At 67.9% G+C, this 14,973-nt stretch carries 16 protein-coding genes and 2 tRNA genes; 10 read left to right on the forward strand and 8 right to left on the reverse strand.

The window, feature by feature from the left end; genetic code table 11:
- Nucleotides 1–53 precede the first annotated feature (53 nt).
- Nucleotides 54–416 (reverse strand): DUF397 domain-containing protein, encoded by a 363-nt coding sequence (locus tag ABZ382_RS32710; RefSeq protein WP_357097156.1) that lies wholly within the window; start codon nucleotides 414–416, stop codon nucleotides 54–56.
- A gap of 400 nt (nucleotides 417–816) precedes the next feature.
- Here ABZ382_RS32710 and ABZ382_RS32715 point away from each other — a divergent pair.
- Together ABZ382_RS32715 and ABZ382_RS32720 are read left to right on the forward strand one after the other, a co-directional pair.
- Nucleotides 817–892 (forward strand) — tRNA-Arg (locus ABZ382_RS32715).
- 8 nt (nucleotides 893–900) lie between these two features.
- Nucleotides 901–971: transfer RNA gene (locus tag ABZ382_RS32720), tRNA-Gln, on the forward strand.
- A gap of 5 nt (nucleotides 972–976) precedes the next feature.
- Here ABZ382_RS32720 and ABZ382_RS32725 read toward each other — a convergent pair.
- Together ABZ382_RS32725 and ABZ382_RS32730 are read right to left on the reverse strand one after the other, a co-directional pair.
- On the reverse strand, nucleotides 977–1,897 hold the full coding sequence (locus ABZ382_RS32725; protein ID WP_357097158.1) for an SGNH/GDSL hydrolase family protein: 921 nt from the start codon (nucleotides 1,895–1,897) through the stop codon (nucleotides 977–979).
- 105 nt (nucleotides 1,898–2,002) lie between these two features.
- Nucleotides 2,003–2,779, reverse strand: a complete 777-nt coding sequence (locus ABZ382_RS32730) for a hypothetical protein (RefSeq protein WP_357097160.1) — start codon at nucleotides 2,777–2,779, stop codon at nucleotides 2,003–2,005.
- Between the two features lie 116 nt (nucleotides 2,780–2,895).
- Here ABZ382_RS32730 and ABZ382_RS32735 point away from each other — a divergent pair, with 116 nt between their 5' ends.
- A complete protein-coding gene (locus ABZ382_RS32735) occupies nucleotides 2,896–4,056 on the forward strand; it encodes a DUF6236 family protein (RefSeq protein ID WP_357097162.1) in 1,161 nt (386 codons plus the stop codon).
- A 4-nt stretch (nucleotides 4,057–4,060) separates the two neighbouring features.
- Here ABZ382_RS32735 and ABZ382_RS32740 read toward each other — a convergent pair whose 3' ends face one another.
- Nucleotides 4,061–5,659, reverse strand: a complete 1,599-nt coding sequence (locus ABZ382_RS32740) for an FAD-dependent oxidoreductase (RefSeq protein ID WP_357097163.1) — start codon at nucleotides 5,657–5,659, stop codon at nucleotides 4,061–4,063.
- Between the two features lie 352 nt (nucleotides 5,660–6,011).
- Here ABZ382_RS32740 and ABZ382_RS32745 point away from each other — a divergent pair, with 352 nt between their 5' ends.
- The 3 genes from ABZ382_RS32745 (at nucleotide 6,012) to ABZ382_RS32755 (ending at nucleotide 8,466) form a co-directional block, all read left to right on the forward strand.
- Entirely contained in the window at nucleotides 6,012–7,040 is a 1,029-nt protein-coding gene (locus tag ABZ382_RS32745; RefSeq protein WP_357097165.1) for an acyl-CoA desaturase, read from the forward strand.
- 118 nt (nucleotides 7,041–7,158) lie between these two features.
- Nucleotides 7,159–7,638: a hypothetical protein gene (locus ABZ382_RS32750; protein WP_357097167.1), complete on the forward strand. Its 480-nt coding sequence runs from the start codon at nucleotides 7,159–7,161 to the stop codon at nucleotides 7,636–7,638.
- Between the two features lie 312 nt (nucleotides 7,639–7,950).
- On the forward strand, nucleotides 7,951–8,466 hold the full coding sequence (locus ABZ382_RS32755; protein WP_357097169.1) for a hypothetical protein: 516 nt from the start codon (nucleotides 7,951–7,953) through the stop codon (nucleotides 8,464–8,466).
- 8 nt (nucleotides 8,467–8,474) lie between these two features.
- On the opposite strand, the gene ABZ382_RS32760 is transcribed toward ABZ382_RS32755, so the two are convergent.
- Entirely contained in the window at nucleotides 8,475–9,032 is a 558-nt protein-coding gene (locus ABZ382_RS32760; protein ID WP_357097171.1) for a TetR/AcrR family transcriptional regulator, read from the reverse strand.
- Nucleotides 9,033–9,123: 91 nt separating this feature from the next.
- Between ABZ382_RS32760 and ABZ382_RS32765 the strand changes: the two genes are divergently transcribed.
- Nucleotides 9,124–9,717 carry a DUF2867 domain-containing protein gene (locus tag ABZ382_RS32765; protein ID WP_357097173.1) on the forward strand — a complete coding sequence of 198 codons (594 nt, stop codon included), beginning with the start codon at nucleotides 9,124–9,126 and terminating at the stop codon, nucleotides 9,715–9,717.
- On the opposite strand, the gene ABZ382_RS32770 is transcribed toward ABZ382_RS32765, so the two are convergent.
- A complete protein-coding gene (locus tag ABZ382_RS32770; RefSeq protein WP_357097175.1) occupies nucleotides 9,688–10,266 on the reverse strand; it encodes a TetR/AcrR family transcriptional regulator in 579 nt (192 codons plus the stop codon). The genes ABZ382_RS32765 and ABZ382_RS32770 overlap by 30 nt on opposite strands.
- A 91-nt stretch (nucleotides 10,267–10,357) precedes the next feature.
- On the opposite strand from ABZ382_RS32770, the gene ABZ382_RS32775 reads away from it, so the two are divergent.
- From ABZ382_RS32775 to ABZ382_RS32785, 3 genes are all read left to right on the forward strand, one after another.
- Nucleotides 10,358–11,332, forward strand: coding sequence for an alpha/beta fold hydrolase (locus tag ABZ382_RS32775; RefSeq protein ID WP_357097177.1), 975 nt, complete (start codon nucleotides 10,358–10,360; stop codon nucleotides 11,330–11,332).
- Nucleotides 11,333–11,417: 85 nt separating this feature from the next.
- A complete protein-coding gene (locus tag ABZ382_RS32780) occupies nucleotides 11,418–11,636 on the forward strand; it encodes a hypothetical protein (RefSeq protein ID WP_357097179.1) in 219 nt (72 codons plus the stop codon).
- Between the two features lie 82 nt (nucleotides 11,637–11,718).
- A complete protein-coding gene (locus tag ABZ382_RS32785; RefSeq protein WP_357097181.1) occupies nucleotides 11,719–12,390 on the forward strand; it encodes an LppP/LprE family lipoprotein in 672 nt (223 codons plus the stop codon).
- A 15-nt stretch (nucleotides 12,391–12,405) separates the two neighbouring features.
- Here the strand turns inward: ABZ382_RS32785 and ABZ382_RS32790 are convergent, their stop codons facing one another.
- Together ABZ382_RS32790 and ABZ382_RS32795 are read right to left on the reverse strand one after the other, a co-directional pair.
- Nucleotides 12,406–13,758, reverse strand: a complete 1,353-nt coding sequence (locus ABZ382_RS32790) for a cytochrome P450 (RefSeq protein ID WP_357097183.1) — start codon at nucleotides 13,756–13,758, stop codon at nucleotides 12,406–12,408.
- A 49-nt stretch (nucleotides 13,759–13,807) separates the two neighbouring features.
- Nucleotides 13,808–14,860 carry a terpene synthase family protein gene (locus ABZ382_RS32795; RefSeq protein ID WP_357097185.1) on the reverse strand — a complete coding sequence of 351 codons (1,053 nt, stop codon included), beginning with the start codon at nucleotides 14,858–14,860 and terminating at the stop codon, nucleotides 13,808–13,810.
- Nucleotides 14,861–14,973 lie beyond the last annotated feature (113 nt).

Here is a 14,973-nt window from a genome sequence, read left to right on the forward strand (position 1 = left end):
GTCGGGGGGGGGGGGGGTTGTCGCAGCGAATTCGCTGCGACACCACCAACACGTCACTCGCCGAAATCGAATTCGCCGGCGCGCACACCCGAGGTGAAGGCGCGCCATTCCGATTTCGTGAACCACAAAGTCGGGCTGTGCCGATCCTTGGAATCACGCACCGCGATCTGATCTTCGTGGAAAGCGACCTCGACGCAATCGCCCCCACCGTAACTGAAACTGCTCTTGGCGAACCTCGGACCCCGACGCTCCCCGCGAACCACATTGCGGTTCATGACATTCATTCCTTCCCCCCGGAGGGCCACTCCCCATGACCCTGCACGCGAATCGCTGACGCCGAACACAGTGCTATCCGAACCACCTGCCACGCAACTGAATTCATCCGGACCTCCGGCCCGGCGCATCGAAATGCTCATACACGCAACCTTACGGCGACCCACCGACAGATTCTGATGCCTCCCGGCACCCCAACCTCGTCCACCGCTGGTCAGGCCCACTCCACCGACCCGAGGGCCCGTCAGCGTCAATAATTCGGTTTCCCACCAGGATTCGCGCTGCTACCGTCGTCTCGACAAACACGACGCGACCGTAGAGGAGGGCACCGGAATGGCACGACAGCCACTGATTCACCAGCAGAGCTGGACCACCCGCCGCGCCCGGCCCCGGCGCGCACCCCACGTATCCGCCGTCCGCCGGATCCGTAGCAACGCCTGAGTTCTTCCACTATTCAGGCCACTCCAAGTAAACCCCTCTTTTCACACCCCGCGCACCTCAGCGCAGACCAGATGTCAACGCCGACATCCGCGCGGGGTTCACGTGCCCGTAGCTCAGCGGAAAGAGCACCTGTCTACGAAGCAGGTGGCCGGAGGTTCGAATCCTCCCGGGCACACCAACTCTCGATGAAGCGTGGTGTAAAGGCAGCATGGCGGATCCTGACTCCGCCGATCCAGGTTCGAATCCTGGCGCTTCAGCTTGATCAGCCCTGCGTGATTTTCTGTTGCAGGGTGGAGGCGAGGATCGTGTCGCCGTGGGCGGTGGGGTGCCAGGGGAAACCGAGGAGTTCGGTGCGGGGGTCGAAGGCGCCGGCTACCCAGGCGTCGGGAGTGCAGGCGCCGTGGCCGGCGGTGACGGCTCGGGAGTCGAGGAAGGTGACCTTCAGGATCGCGGCGGCTTCGCGTTGGGCGGTGTCCATGTGGTCGAGGAATTCGGTGATGGCGCCGGCTCGGGGCTGGACGGCGTCGATGCCGAGGATGCCGGTGCAGGCCGAGGTTTGGCCGGGGGTGTGGATCTCCGGGTAGCCGACGAAGATGATCTGGGCGTTCGGGGCGTAGTAGCGGATGTACTCGACGGCCTTCCGGACGCGGTCGGCGTAGGCCTGGCCGGTGATGGTGGCCGGGTCGGGGGCGCGGCCCTCGGCAGCGGCTTCGATGCCGCAGCCGTCGCTCAGGTCGATCAGGCAGGAGTAGGCGTGGGACAGGGCGACGGGGTTGTCGGTTCCCCAGGCGTCGTTCATGCCGAGCTGGATGGTGACGGCCCGGGTGCGGGGGCCGAAGGCGTTGTCGGAGGCTGCGCGTTTGACCTGGTGGACCAGGGTCCAGCCGGAGGTGTCGATGGTGCCGCCCTGACACGAGGTGTCCTCGACGTCGTCCGCGGACAGGCCGAGACGCTGGGTCAGCTGGGTCGGCCACGAGGTGGGGACGTGTTTGCAGTCCGGGTCGCCGCCCGCGTTCAGCAGGTCGAGGATCTGGCCGTTGGCGGAGAAGGAATCGCCGATCGTCACGAGCGACTTGCCGTCGGGCGTCTCCGCCGTGGCCGGGGGCGCCATCGTGGCGAGCACCGCGGCGGTCCCGCAGACCGTGGATGCCGCGACCAGCCGCAACCGAGCCGAACTCTTCACTACCCGTGTACCTCTTCACCGATCCGAATCGAAACGCCCACTGTAACCGCGCGACGGGAGCCCCGAGGTTCGATCACGAATAATCCGAAATCCAGATGTTTCGATTCACAGATCGTCGAACCAGTCGACGACGCGCTCCCAGGCGGTGGCGTGCGACCTGCGCTTGTGGGTGGCCAGGGCCGAGGAGGTCGAGAACTTCGCCCTGCACAGGTTGCAGCGGAATCGGTCGCCCGTCAGTGGGAAGAACGGCTGGTTGCCGGATGCCGCCGGGAGAGCGAGCGGGAACCCCGGAGCCGCGGGCACCGCCTTCGGCGCGGGTGGCGGCGGCAGCAGGAACGGCAGGGTTCCGTCGGAGGCCAGCAGTCCGACCTTACGGACCATCTTCTCGGTGGGGTGCTTTGTCGCGACATGCAGGGTCGTGGCGGTATTGGAGGCGATGAACTCGCTGGTGGTACCAAGCCCGCGCAGCGTCGGCTTCCCACCGCGTTTGCGAGGGAGATCGACGATCAGCGCGACGATCGAGTAGTGGTCACGCGACAGCGTCAGGTACGCGGTCTCCCCCTGCAGCATCGGCACTACGAACCCGTCACCGCTCCGGTTGAACTTCTCGACGATCAAGAACGTCGGCGCCCGCCGAGTCCCCGACAAGTGGTGGGCGACACTGATATCGACATCACTGAGCGCCCCGCACCCGTCGCTGTAGTCGTGCCGACGTATGGCAGGTTTCGGCGCGACGATCGCAGGCGCCGCGGGAGCGGCCGGAGCGCCGAAGAACCGCTCCATCCCGATCTCGGCAGCCTTCTGGATCAGTCCCACCACCAAGCCGACGAGTACCGGATCAACCATGTCCCCTCCCCCGGGGTCGGCGGGCTCCTCCCGCACTGTGGACCTAATCGCTCTGCCGAGCCCTTTCGTAACAGCGCCACGTGCGTACTGAACCGCCTATGCCGCAACAGGATTGCGACTCCGCCAGATCCCTTGGTGGCATGCTGGAACACGTGTCGACTATCGCCCTGTACTACCCGTGGATGCGCTTCCGGAACGAGAACTGGCTCAAGCTCGCCATCTTGACCTGGGACTCGGTCGGACGGATTCAGCCGCGGCTCACCATGGACGTGGATTCCGACCTGGTGACGCAGTTGCGGGCGGAGACGGACTTCCTATTCGGAGTAGAGCCTTCACCGCGCGAGCTCGTGGCCATCGCGGACGTGTTCCGGGAGATCGTGGACTTGGGTGGTGACGATCTGCGCAAGCGGTTCTCCTGGCAGCAGGCGGTCGAGGAGGCCTCCGGCACGCGAGCGGTATCGGGGCCGCGCGCCGACTACCCGGGTCTGCGGTGGGTGCACGCGGGGCAGACCGGGCCGAAGATGGCTGCGCCGCTGCTCAGTTCGTTCGAGGCGGCGGATCTGGCCGTTGTCGTCGACGAGGACGAGGCCGTCTATGTCGGGTTGCATCCCGCGCTCGCGCGGATCTATCTGACCGCTCTGGCCGACGTGGTGTCGCGGCATCGCGCGCTGGCCCCGGCCACCGACGATGTGGACGCCCACAGCGCCGTCGGCACTCTGGACCGCCTGTACGAACTGCTGCTCGACGAGGACGTGGAGGTGCCCGCGATCGGTGACGTCGAGGGCGCGTACATCCATCTCGCGGTCGAGGCATCCATCCGGCCCGACCATCTCGAGGCGGTTCCACTGAGCACCCTGATCTCCTTCCGGGAACGCTACGGCGGCGAGCTGTCAGCTTTCCGCGCTCATGTCGCGTCGTTGTCCGACGAACTGGAGACCATTGCCGCCCTGAAGGATCCGGTGGCCGCGGAGAAACATCTGCAGAGCGTCTACAACGGCAAGACCAAGCCACAACTGGACGAGCTCCGTCGCGCGCTGCGCGCGCTGGGCGTCGATTCCGGCATCGGGCTGCTCGGGATCAAGGTCGACGTCGGTAAGACCACGGCGGGCGGGCTACTCGGGGTCGGTATCGCTACCGGGACTCCGGCCACCGTTGTCGGCGGGGCCGCGCTCGCGGTCGGGTCCTATGTGGCGGACCGGCGAAAGGCCCGGCGGGCCGCACACCGTGAGTCGCCCGTCTCGTATCTGCTGGCGGTCGACAAGGAGCTGTCGGGCCGGTCGCTGATCGACCGGATGCGGCGGCGCGGTCGATAGCCGCTCAGCGCAGGATGATCGAGGCGGCGTGTTCGCCGATCATCATGGTGGCGGCGTTGGTGTTGCCGCCGACGATGCTGGGCATGATGGAGGCGTCGGCTACTCGGAGGTTGTCGATGCCGCGGACTCGGAGGGTGGGGTCGACCACGGCGCGGGGGTCGGTGCCCATGCGGCAGGTGCCTACGGGGTGGTAGACGGTGGTGGCGCGGTTGGGGATCTCGGCGGCGAGGTCGGCGCGGGTGGGGTAGGTGGGGCCGGGGGAGATTTCGGTGTCCACGGCGGGGGTGATGGATTTGGCGGACATGACTTCTCGGGTCAGGTCCATGCCGTAGGCGAGGGTGTCGAGGTCGTTCTGGTCGGCCAGGTAGTTGGGGTCGATGGCGGGGGCGGCGGTGGGGTCGGCGGAGGTGAGGCGGAGGGTGCCGCGGCTGCGCGGGTAGATCATGGTGACCATGATCGTGAGGGATTGGCGGGGGTCGGGGATGTGGCGGGTGGGGGCGTCCTGGTTGGGGCCGGGATAGCTCCAGGGGAGGACGTGGAGTTGCAGGTCGGGGATGCCGGTGGTGTAGGGGGTGCGCAGGAACGCGACGGCTTCGAAGACGCTGCGGGCCAGCCAGGTGGTGTTGTTGCGCAACGATTCCCGGACGAAGGCGCGGGCGAAGTAGGCCGGGGAGGAGCGGCGCAGGGCGGTGGGCATGGCGAAGGACATGGGGACGAACAGGTGGTCGTGCAGGTTGTCGCCGACGGGGAGGTCGGCGGCCACGTCGATGCCGAAGGCGCGCAGGTGGTCGGCGGGGCCGATGCCGGACAGCATGAGCAGGTGGGGTGAGCCGAAAGTGCCCGCGCTGACAATGATCTCGCGGTCGGCGTGCAGGATCTCGGTGCCCTTGCCGGTGCGGTATTCCACGCCGACGGCCCGGCCGTTGTCGATCACGATCCGCAGGACCTGCGTATTCGCCAGCACGGTCAGGGTTTTCGGCCGGTCGTCGAGGTAGCCGACCGAGGTGCTGGAGCGCAGGCCGTCGCTGTTGCTCTGCTGCAGGATCGAGACGCCTTCCTGTTCCGCGCCGTTGTAGTCGGGGTTGAGCGGCAGGTCGGTGGTCTCGGTGAAGGCCTGCATGAACGATTCGGAGGCGGGGGTCAGGTCGCGGGCCCGGATCACCTTGATCGGGCCCGAGTCGCCGCGGAACTCGTTGGCGCCGTCCTCGAAGGACTCGAATCTGCGAAAGCTGGGCAGCACGTCCGCATAGGACCAGCCGGTGTTGCCCTCGGCGGCCCAGTCGTCGAAGTTGCGCCGGTTGCCGCGCACGAACACCATGCCGTTGACCGAGCTGGAGCCGCCGACCACCTTGCCGTGGGTCTGCGGGATCCTGCGGCCCAGCGCGTGCTTCTGTTCGACCGTGTAGTGCCCCCAGTCGATGAGCTTCTTGAGCTGGGGCACGCTGTGCATCGGGCCGATCATGCCGGGTTTGCGCATGAGCCGGGAGTGGTCGGAGCGGCCCGCCTCGAACAGGGTGACCGTGGCTCCGGTGTCGGCGAGCCGGCGCGCGATGATGGCCCCGGCGCTGCCGGAGCCGATGACGATGTAGTCCGTAGCAGCCATGATCAGCCCTTCCGCCACACAAGTCTCGTCCCGCCCGGGCCGCGAAACTAGAATGTGTTGCGAAAATACTCGAAAGCGACCGCACAGGAACCCGTTTCGGAGCGCGGATCACGGCGACAGTACTGTCACATCCGGATCGGCTCCGGCGCCGAAGACCACCTGGCGGTCGCGAAACCGTCATGCAGTTGTGTCGCCGCCTCGCACGTTCGTTCATCTGATGGTGGCCGCGGCGCGGCACCCTGGTGCCGGGTACGCGGGTCCGCCACGCACCACGACAGCAGGATGTGCAGAACCCTTGGTAATCCTCACGGAACGACGCCGCCCGGCGGAGCGGGACCAGACCCTCGCCCCGGTGACGCCCGCACCCACGCTCGCCCGCGACGGCGACTTCCCCTCGCGGGGCAGCGACTACGCGGCCCTGATGCGGCGCGTGCGGCAGGCGGGCCTGCTGGAACGGCGACTGCGGTACTACGGGTGGAAAACCGGTCTCACCGTTGGGGTTTTCGCGCTGGGCTGGGCGGCGTTCGTGGCCGTCGGCGACTCCTGGTGGCAGTTGGGGACGGCGGTGTTCCTGGCGGTCGCGTTCGCGCAGGTCGCGTTCCTCGGCCACGACGCCGGGCACCGGCAGGTCTTCCGGACCCGGCGGGCCAATCATTGGTTCGGCCTGTTCGTCGGCAATCTGGCGACCGGGGTGAGCATCGGCTGGTGGACGAGCAACCACAATCGCCATCACGCGCACCCCAACACCGAGGGTGATGATCCGGATGTCGCCGGCATTCTGGCCCACTCCGCGGACCGAGCGGTCACCGGAAAAGGCTGGCGGCGCTTCATCTTCCGCTATCAGGCGTGGCTGTTCTTCCCGATGCTGCTGTTGGAGGCGGGCAGCCTGCACTTCTCGAGTGTGCGAGCGATCCTGACCTGGCCGATCCGGCACAAGGTCCGCGAGGGCGCGTTCCTGGCCGCGCACGCCGTCCTCTATGTGCCGGCGGTGTTCCTGGTGTTGTCGCCGGTCAAGGCACTGGTCTTCATCGCCGTCCATCAGGGCCTGTTCGGCTTCTACATGGGCTGCACGTTCGCCCCCAATCACAAGGGCATGCCGGTCCTCCCCGAGGGCGACAACACCGATTTCCTGCGTCGCCAGGTCCTCACCTCCCGCAATGTCCGCGGTGGCGCCCTGGTCGATCTCGCGCTCGGCGGCCTCAACTACCAGATCGAGCACCACCTGTTCCCCTCCATGCCGCGCTCGGCCCTGCGCGACGCGCAGCCCATGGTGCGAGACTTCTGCGCGGAGTACGCCATTCCGTACGCGGAGACCTCACTGTTCACGTCCTACGCGCAGGCTCTCGGCCATCTGAATGCGGTAGGCCGTCAGGTGCGCTGAACCGGGCGGGCCGGTGACGGTGCCCGGATCGGACCTCCAGCGGGCGGCGCGTACCGTGGATAGTCGCTTTGCCAAGCTGTTGCCACATCCCGACGTTATGAACGGAAGGACTGGAGCAATGATGCGAGTTCTGTTCAAGATCGCGGCAGCGCCGATCCTGCCGATCGCGGTGTTCGTGATCCCGGCCGGATCCGCGTCGGCAGATCCACTCGACTTCGATGTCGCCCAGGTCAGCAACGCAGGGTGCACGGGCAAGGTGAGTGCCGAGGTGTCGGCCGATCAGGGCCAGCAGGCGGGTGAGTTCGCGGACTTCATCGACAGCAAGGCCCGGGTATCGGTGAACTTCACCCCCGACACCGATCCCATCACCTCGTTGTCAGCCGGGCCGGCGGGCGCCTGCGAGGTCTCCACCACCGTCACCATGCGCAACCTGGACACCGGTGTCAGCAATACCGAGACCCGGACCACCCGGTACGACGGCCACTACGGCTGGCACGCGGCCTTTTTCACCCTCGACGGCTCGGGCCGCGTCGCCGTCCAGGTGAGCACCAACCCGACCCCGGCCGAACTGATCGTCGACGTCCCGGCCCCACGCTGACCCGGTAGCGTGCGGACCGCCCGACATGCCAGAAGCCCGCGGCAGCGACACTGCGCTGCCGCGGGCTCCGGCGAACTCGACTGCGTCTCGCAGGGTCGGCTGACGAAATCCTTTGTGCTGAACCACGAACTTCCGATTCCACACAGCGCAGTCCCGCTCAGTGGTCATCGACTACCGACAGAACTGGTCAATTGTCTGAATTCGGTCATGGAACGCGGTTCCGGTTGCGAGAATCCCGGGACGATCGATTGCCCGGTCGTAGCACGGTCCGGACGACGGCATCCGGACGACCGCGATGATCAGGAGTAACCGATGGCACCGCTCGATCAGATCCCCGATCCGGTGGTCACGGTCGAGTCGGTGCTGATGTTCTGGCTGACCCGCGCGGATACGGTCGCGATGGTCGGCGCGACGCGGCTGCGGGACATGCGAACCCAGGTGGACTCGCTGGCGCGCCGATTCCGTGGCGTGGCTGCGGCCGAGTTGACCGCCGACCGGTTGCGGGCCTCCTATTGGCTGGACCCGGCGACCGATGCGGCCGATCTGGCCGCGGGAGCCGAAAGAGCCCTCCTGCAGTTGGCTCTCGCGGCCGCGGTGGAATCGCGCCTGATCCCCGCGAATCCCCTGCTCGGCCCGCTGGCGCCCGCGTCGACCGCCTACGCGACCCCGCCCGAGCGCGACCAGTTCGACGGTTGGGCGACGATCCTCTCTCCGTTCTCCCCCACCCCGTCCCGCCCCCGCGGAGTCCGCTTCAATTCGGCGAACGCGCCACGCGGCGGCTACCTCCCACCCCGCGGCCGCCTCACCGCCGCACTGGCCCGGCAATAGCCCCGAAATCAGTGGTGGCGCTTCAGGATCACGTCACCCGCGCGAGCGATGACCTGCTCACGCGTGCGACCGAGATGGTCGGCGGCGAGGAAGTGACTGCCGATCGCCGCGCAGAAGGCGAGCAAGCTGCGCGCCTCGACCTCGTCGGGGTCGGAGCAGACGGTGCCGATCGCGGCGCGGAGCAGGTCCATGCGCCGGTTGTCCACGCGCCGTAGGCGTTCGGCGACGGCGGGGTCGCGGCGGGCCCAGTCTCGGATGGCGAGGTCGATGGGAAGCAATCGGTCGGTGGAGAAGGTCAGGCGACCGGCCAGCGTGGCCCGATCGAGTGGATCACCGCCCGCCTTCTCGATTTCCTCGAGCACATTGTCGACCGCCTCGCGTTCCCAGGTCTCGAGCATGGCGGTCAGCAGCGCCTCTCGATCGGTGAAGTAGCCGTAGAACCCGCCTTTGGTCACCCCGAGCGCCTTCGCGACCACCTCGACCCGCACCGCGTCGACACCTCCCGCCGCCAACGCGTGCAGCCCCGCGTCGATCCATTTCTCCCGTGGTGTGCGCAGCGCACCCATGCCGTGATCCACCCCACTTCAGTGTTGTACGGAACCGTATAACGGACTTAACCTTGCATTATACGTAGCCGTATAACCCCAGGAGGACCGCATGTCCCGTCGACTCCCCCGCAGCGAGCACCTCGGACGCCCCTGGCGGATCCACGAGATCGCACCCGACTTCCACGTGCAGGACGTCTGGGCCTTCAGTGCACCGGGCGCCGGGCCGGCCGATTTCCCCGCCGTCCTCGCCGCTTTCGACTCGGGCGATGGCCCCTCGGACGCATCACCGCTGGTTCGATTCCTGTTCGCGGCGCGCTGGAAGCTCGGCGCGATACTGGGCTGGGACAAGCCGGATTCTGGCCTGGGCACCAGGGTCCGGTCACTGCGGGAGCGACTGCCCGAGGACCTGCGCCGGACGCCGGTCGAGCCGAACCCCAGTAGTGCACCCTTCACCGTCGTGTACGAACTCGACGACGAAGCGGCCTTCGAACTGGCGAACCGGACCGTGCACGGAATCGCGCACTTCGGCTGGGTCGCGACCGCCGACGGATACGAGATGCGAATGACGGTGCTGGTCAAACCGAATGGCCTGCTGGGCCGGCTGTATCTGGCCGTCATCGAACCCTTCCGCCTGCTGATCGTCTATCCGGCCATGATGCGGCGATGGGATCGGCTATTCCGCCGAGTCCGGTTGGGCGCGTAGTAGTTCGGCCAGGTGGGTGGCGGCGCGGGTGAGGCGGTCGAGGGGCCAGCGGGCGGGGTCCTCGACGCTGGTGATCATCGCGCCGCGGGTGATCAGATAGAGCAGGTCGGCGGCCTGGGCGGGGTCGGGGGTGCGCTCGGCGTGGGCTGCGGCGCGGAGTTGGGTGTGCAGGATCTCCAGCTCGCGGCGGACGGTGGCCAGGCGTTCGGGGTCGGGGCGGTCGGCGGTCAGGATGGACAGCAGGACGGTGACGACGGTCGGGCCGTCGCCGGTGTACCAGTCGACGGCCCAGGCGGCCAGTTCGGCCAATCCGCCTTTGCCGGTGAGGGATTCGGCCTCGGCGTCCCAGTGTCGCAGCACGCTGTCCATGGTCAGGCCGAGTAGTTCGGTGCGGTCGCGCACATAGTTGGTGACCAGGCTGGTGGAGCCGCCGAGTTCGGCGGCGACGGCGCGCACGGTCAGGGCGGCGACGCCGCGCTCGCGCACCACCCGCAGGCCCGCGTCGCCGATCCGACGGCGACGGTCATCGCCGTCCACTTCGATGGGCATCTCACACCATTTCGCTCTTGCCGGATTCCTACCTGCGCAATAGTGTCACACAACGCTGTTGTACAACGTTGTTGCATCTTATGAGGTGACCATGGACAAGCCCCTCTACTACCGTGACCAGCGGGCCTGGCGAGAACTCCAGCAGTACCTGCCGCAATCGCTGCGGCTCGACGAGGATTCCGCGCCCGACGAGGAGTTCTGGGACTGGCGAGGCAACGCCGTCCATCTGGACCGGTACGCGAATCCGTCAGCGCCCGCCAAGGTCGTGCTGCATCACGGCGTCGGGACCAATGGCCGCCAGATGAGCCTGATCCTGGGCGCTCCCCTGGCCCGGCGCGGATTCGAGACGGTCGCGCTGGACAACCTCGGCTACGGCCTGACCCGGGTGCGGCCCGGGTTCACGCCGACCTACGAGGACTGGGTCGAGTTGGTGGTGGACTTCCTGGCCTACGAACAGTCCCGCGACGATCGGCCGATCGTGCTCTACGGGTTGAGCGCGGGCGGCATGCTCACCTATCACGTCGCGGCCCGGGCCCCGAAGGGCACGTTGCGCGGAATCGTCGGAATGACGTTCCTGGACCAGCGGATTCGGCAGGTGCGCGATGAGACGGCCCACGACATCGTGACCTCACGGCTCGGCTTTCCGCTGCTGAGCCTGGCCGCGCGCACCCCGGCCGGGCGGCTGCGCTACCCGATGACACTGGCCTCGAAAATGTCTGCGCTGGTGAACGATCCGCAGGCGCTGCGGGCGATGACCCGCGACGCCACCTCGGCGGGCAACTGGGTGTCGATGCGATTCCTGGCCAGTTACGGCGGCTACGCCCCGGCGGTGGAGCCCGAGGACTTCGACGCCTGCCCGGTCCTGCTGACCCAGCCCGCTCGCGATCCCTGGTCGCCGGTTCACCTCAGCGAACTCGTGCTGTCCCGCATCACCCGGGTCCCGGTCTCGACGGTCATGCTGGAGGACGCGGGCCACTACCCGATCGAGGAGCCCGGCCTGCGCCAGATGCACGACGCCATCGCCGATTTCGTCACCGAGCACACCTTGTCGACCGAACACGCCTGAGAACCAAGAAATAGGGCATTCGTCCGATGGACGCCACGCACGCCGATTCCTACTGTCGACGGTACGTCGGCGAAAGGGTAGGAACATGATTCGAAAGTCTCTGGTGGTTCTCGCGGCGGGCGTGCTGATCGGCGCGCCCGCGACCGCGACGGCCCAGGCCGCACAGCCCGAAGCGGTCGCGGGTGTCCAGGACGTGGCGATCAGCACCGGGTCCGGGGCCGCAGACGTGGTGATCAACGGTTTGATCGCGGCGATCTTCGGGCCGAACGATCCGCACTCGTGCAAGTTCCCGTACTGCTTCTGAGCGATTTCGCGGTCGCGGAACAGGCGATCGACCGAGGAACCCCGGGCCCGAGGCCCGGGGTTCTCATGTGAAAGGACTTCCCGTGAAACGAATCATCGGAATCGTCGCGGCGGCCGCCGCCGTGAGCCTGTCGGTGGCCGGCTGCCAGGACGGGGTGACGACGCCCAGCGGTGGGCCGCAGACGCCCGCCACCACCGTCAGCGCGGCGGGATCCGCGCCGGCTACGGTCCCCGCGCAGTCGCCGGAGAATCCGACACAGTCGCAAGGGAATCCGACACAGTCCCAGGGGAATTCGCGGCCCCCGGCGGACACCGCGCCCGCCACCGCTGCCAACGGCCGGTGCGTCAGCCTGACGTCGCCGGTGGTCACGCAGGCGCTCGGCACGCTCGGCGGCGGTGTGGGCGGGGACGGGTTCTATGCCGAGAGCGGCACCGACGCGGCCGTCGGCTCCTGCCCGGCACTGCTGTGGGTGCGGGCCGGGACGCCGCACGGCACCGCCAGTTCGCCCTGGCACGTGATGCTGTTCAACCACGACGGCTATCTGGGCACGGCGACCAAGCGGTCCACCTCCTACACGAGCGTGGTCGGATCCTCCGATCGCACGGTGCAGGTGCAGTACCGCTGGCTGTCCGGGAACGACGCGAACTGCTGCCCGTCGGGCGGCCCGTCCGTGGTGACGTTGACCCTCGGATCCGACGGGCACAGCGTCACTCCCGACCGCGACTTCCCCGCACAGGCCATCGCGCCCAAGTGAGCCCGGGCGCGCCGATCAGCGCGCGACCGTCCGGAGGTACAGGCTCTCCGGTTGCAGGGCTCCGTAGGCGGCCAACCGGACCGTGTTGTGCGGCACCGGTTCCACGGTCCAGCGGCTCATGATCGAGGCGAGGACCAGGCTCGCCTCGCTCATGGCGAAACTGTCGCCCGCGCACTTGCGGGTGCCGCCGCCGAAGGGGATCAAGGCTTTTCGCATGGCGGGGTGCTGGTTCTCGGGAAGCCAGCGGTCCGGGTCGAAGCGGTCGGGTTCGGGGTAGATGTCGGGGCGGTGGTGCTGGAGGTAGGGGCTGAAGATGATGGGCGCGCCCGCGGGGATGGGATGGCCGCCCAAGACGGTGGGCTTCGTGGTGACGCGGCTGAGGATCCAGGCGGCGGGGTACTTGCGCAGGGTTTCGGTGAGGACGCGGGCGGTCAGGTGAAGGTGTCGGATGTGGGCGTGGGTGGGGGCGTCCGCGCCGACGACAGTGTCGATCTCGGCCTGCATCCGCTGTTGCAGGGCGGAATCGCGGGAGAGTTCGTGCAGGGTCCAGGCGAGGGTGGTGGCGGTGGATTCGGTGCCCGCCATGAGCATGAGGATCAGCTCGTCGACGAGGTCGGCGCGGGAATCGGGTGTGGCCGGGGCGGATTCGAGGAGGGCGGTCAGGAGGTCGCCGCCGATCGCACCGCCCGCGGTGCGGTTGCGGTCGATCATGTCGGAGACGGCGTGACGCAGGCGGGCGCGGACGGCCTGGTAGCGGCGGTTGGCGGGCAGCGGGATCCGGGCCAGCGCCGGGGGCAGGAACATGCGGGTGAAGATGCCTTTGACGTACAGGGTGATGTCGGAGATGGTGCGTTCCAGGGCATCCGGGGTGAATCCCGCGCCGAAGACGAGGGCAGCCGCGCAGCCCGCACCGATGCGGAGCATGTCGGGGAAGGCGTCGATCGTGCGGTCGTGACGCCAGGCGCCGAGGACGGTGTCGGCCTGATCGACGATGGTGCGCCCGTAGCCGGGCATGCGGTCCTTGCGGAAGATGGGCTGGACGCGACGGCGGTGGGCGGCGTGCTCGGCGTGCGGGCAGGAGGCGACATTGTTGCCGGTCAGCTCGCGCAGGCGGTCGAAGAAGAAGCCGCCTTTGTCGAATGTGCGGGGGTCGTGCAGCAATTCGTGGGTCAGTTCGGGGGTGCAGACGGCGTAGACGTCGCCGCTGCCGATGCGCAGGCGGACCAGGTCGCCGTACGCGGGGAGCCCGAGCAGCAGGGTGAGGGGGTCGCGGAGCAGGGAGATGCTGTGGCCCAGGAGCGGGAGCGCGCCGGGGGCGGTGGGGACGAGGGTGCGGGCGGCGGACGCGCCCAGGGACGAGACAGCCATGATCGACCTCCTGGTGGCAACGGCAGGTGGGTACGAGGAATGTGTGCGGTCAGTCGGCGGCGAGCAGCGCGGGTGAGGTGCCCAGGCGGGTGACGTCGGCCTGGAGATAGCGTTCCGAGCGCATCGACCAGTCGAGATTGCCGCGCATCCAGTACTTCATGCCGTCGACGCACAGTCGCACGGCCCGATGATCCTCGGCGGTGAGCCCTCGCCAGTCGGCACACAAGGTCGCGAGTTCGACTTCGGCACAGTGGAATTCGTCGATCATCCGTCCGACCCTCCGGTAGGCCGCGGCGACGGCGTCCGGTAATCCGCAGCGTTGTTCGGCGGCGAGGGCGAGCACCCCGTTGGTGACCTCGCCGATGGCGAGCTCCTTGCGCAGCGACATCACATCGTTGACCCACACCACCACGTCGGCGGCGCACTTGAACATGCGCTGGAACGGGTCGCTGCGCCGGATCATGCCCGGAACCTCCCGGCCCGCCGCATATTCCAGCAGGTAGAGGCAGGGGGTGATGCCGCCGGACTGGCGGCGCAACTGGGCGTAGGACACCACGCCGGGGACGGCTTCGGCGCGGCGATTGATCGCCTCGTAAGGGAAGGACTCCATGAAGGCGGCCATGCAATCGACGAAACCCAGCCGCCACTGCACACTCTGGACCCCGGCCATCCGCTCCCACACCGCCGCGAGTTGCCGGAAGAGTGCGCCGGGATGCTCGATGCCGTGGCGGCCGTCCACGGGGAGCGCGTCGAGCACCTGGGCGAGCGCCCGGCCGTGACCGTCGCCTACCTTGCCGCCCGGACCGTCGTACCAGTCGTCGATGACGAAGGCCCAGGTGAACCAGCCCGCCAGTGGTTCCAGGCGGTCCTCGCGAACGAAAGGGAAAGTGCGAGCGATGAGTTCGCCTAGCCGGGTACCCGCGAGCCGTTGCCGCTGCCGGGTCGTCTCTACCAGACAATAGCTGTCCGCCCAGTCCAGAATCAGGCTTTCCAAGCGGCTCCCGTAGCGCGAAATACGCACCGGCAGAGCGAGAATGGGATGCCCCGGAGGGGGCAGAGTATCCAGTTCGGGCACACTGACCGGGATTTCGGGCGCGGACATGACGGCCTCAATTCGAATCGGCTGTGACGCGGCGATGGACACGACTCGACCGCCGCGAGGGGTGAACGTGGGGATGCCGCAACAGGTTTCGATACCTACCCGCGGTCTTCTCG

The sequence above is a fragment of the Nocardia sp. NPDC005825 genome, from assembly GCF_040630175.1.
In the GTDB taxonomy this organism is placed as follows: domain Bacteria; phylum Actinomycetota; class Actinomycetes; order Mycobacteriales; family Mycobacteriaceae; genus Nocardia.

What these genes read in the sequence shown, in the direction of transcription:
- ABZ382_RS32710 (WP_357097156.1), bottom strand. Translation starts at nt 416, where the DNA reads ATGAGCATTTCGATGCGCCGGGCCGGAGGTCCGGATGAATTCAGTTGC.
- ABZ382_RS32740 (WP_357097163.1), bottom strand. Translation starts at nt 5,659, where the DNA reads ATGGCTGCTACGGACTACATCGTCATCGGCTCCGGCAGCGCCGGGGCC.
- ABZ382_RS32750 (WP_357097167.1), top strand. Translation starts at nt 7,159, where the DNA reads ATGATGCGAGTTCTGTTCAAGATCGCGGCAGCGCCGATCCTGCCGATC.
- ABZ382_RS32755 (WP_357097169.1), top strand. Translation starts at nt 7,951, where the DNA reads ATGGCACCGCTCGATCAGATCCCCGATCCGGTGGTCACGGTCGAGTCG.
- ABZ382_RS32760 (WP_357097171.1), bottom strand. Translation starts at nt 9,032, where the DNA reads ATGGGTGCGCTGCGCACACCACGGGAGAAATGGATCGACGCGGGGCTG.
- ABZ382_RS32765 (WP_357097173.1), top strand. Translation starts at nt 9,124, where the DNA reads ATGTCCCGTCGACTCCCCCGCAGCGAGCACCTCGGACGCCCCTGGCGG.
- ABZ382_RS32770 (WP_357097175.1), bottom strand. Translation starts at nt 10,266, where the DNA reads ATGCCCATCGAAGTGGACGGCGATGACCGTCGCCGTCGGATCGGCGAC.
- ABZ382_RS32775 (WP_357097177.1), top strand. Translation starts at nt 10,358, where the DNA reads ATGGACAAGCCCCTCTACTACCGTGACCAGCGGGCCTGGCGAGAACTC.
- ABZ382_RS32780 (WP_357097179.1), top strand. Translation starts at nt 11,418, where the DNA reads ATGATTCGAAAGTCTCTGGTGGTTCTCGCGGCGGGCGTGCTGATCGGC.
- ABZ382_RS32790 (WP_357097183.1), bottom strand. Translation starts at nt 13,758, where the DNA reads ATGGCTGTCTCGTCCCTGGGCGCGTCCGCCGCCCGCACCCTCGTCCCC.
- ABZ382_RS32795 (WP_357097185.1), bottom strand. Translation starts at nt 14,860, where the DNA reads ATGTCCGCGCCCGAAATCCCGGTCAGTGTGCCCGAACTGGATACTCTG.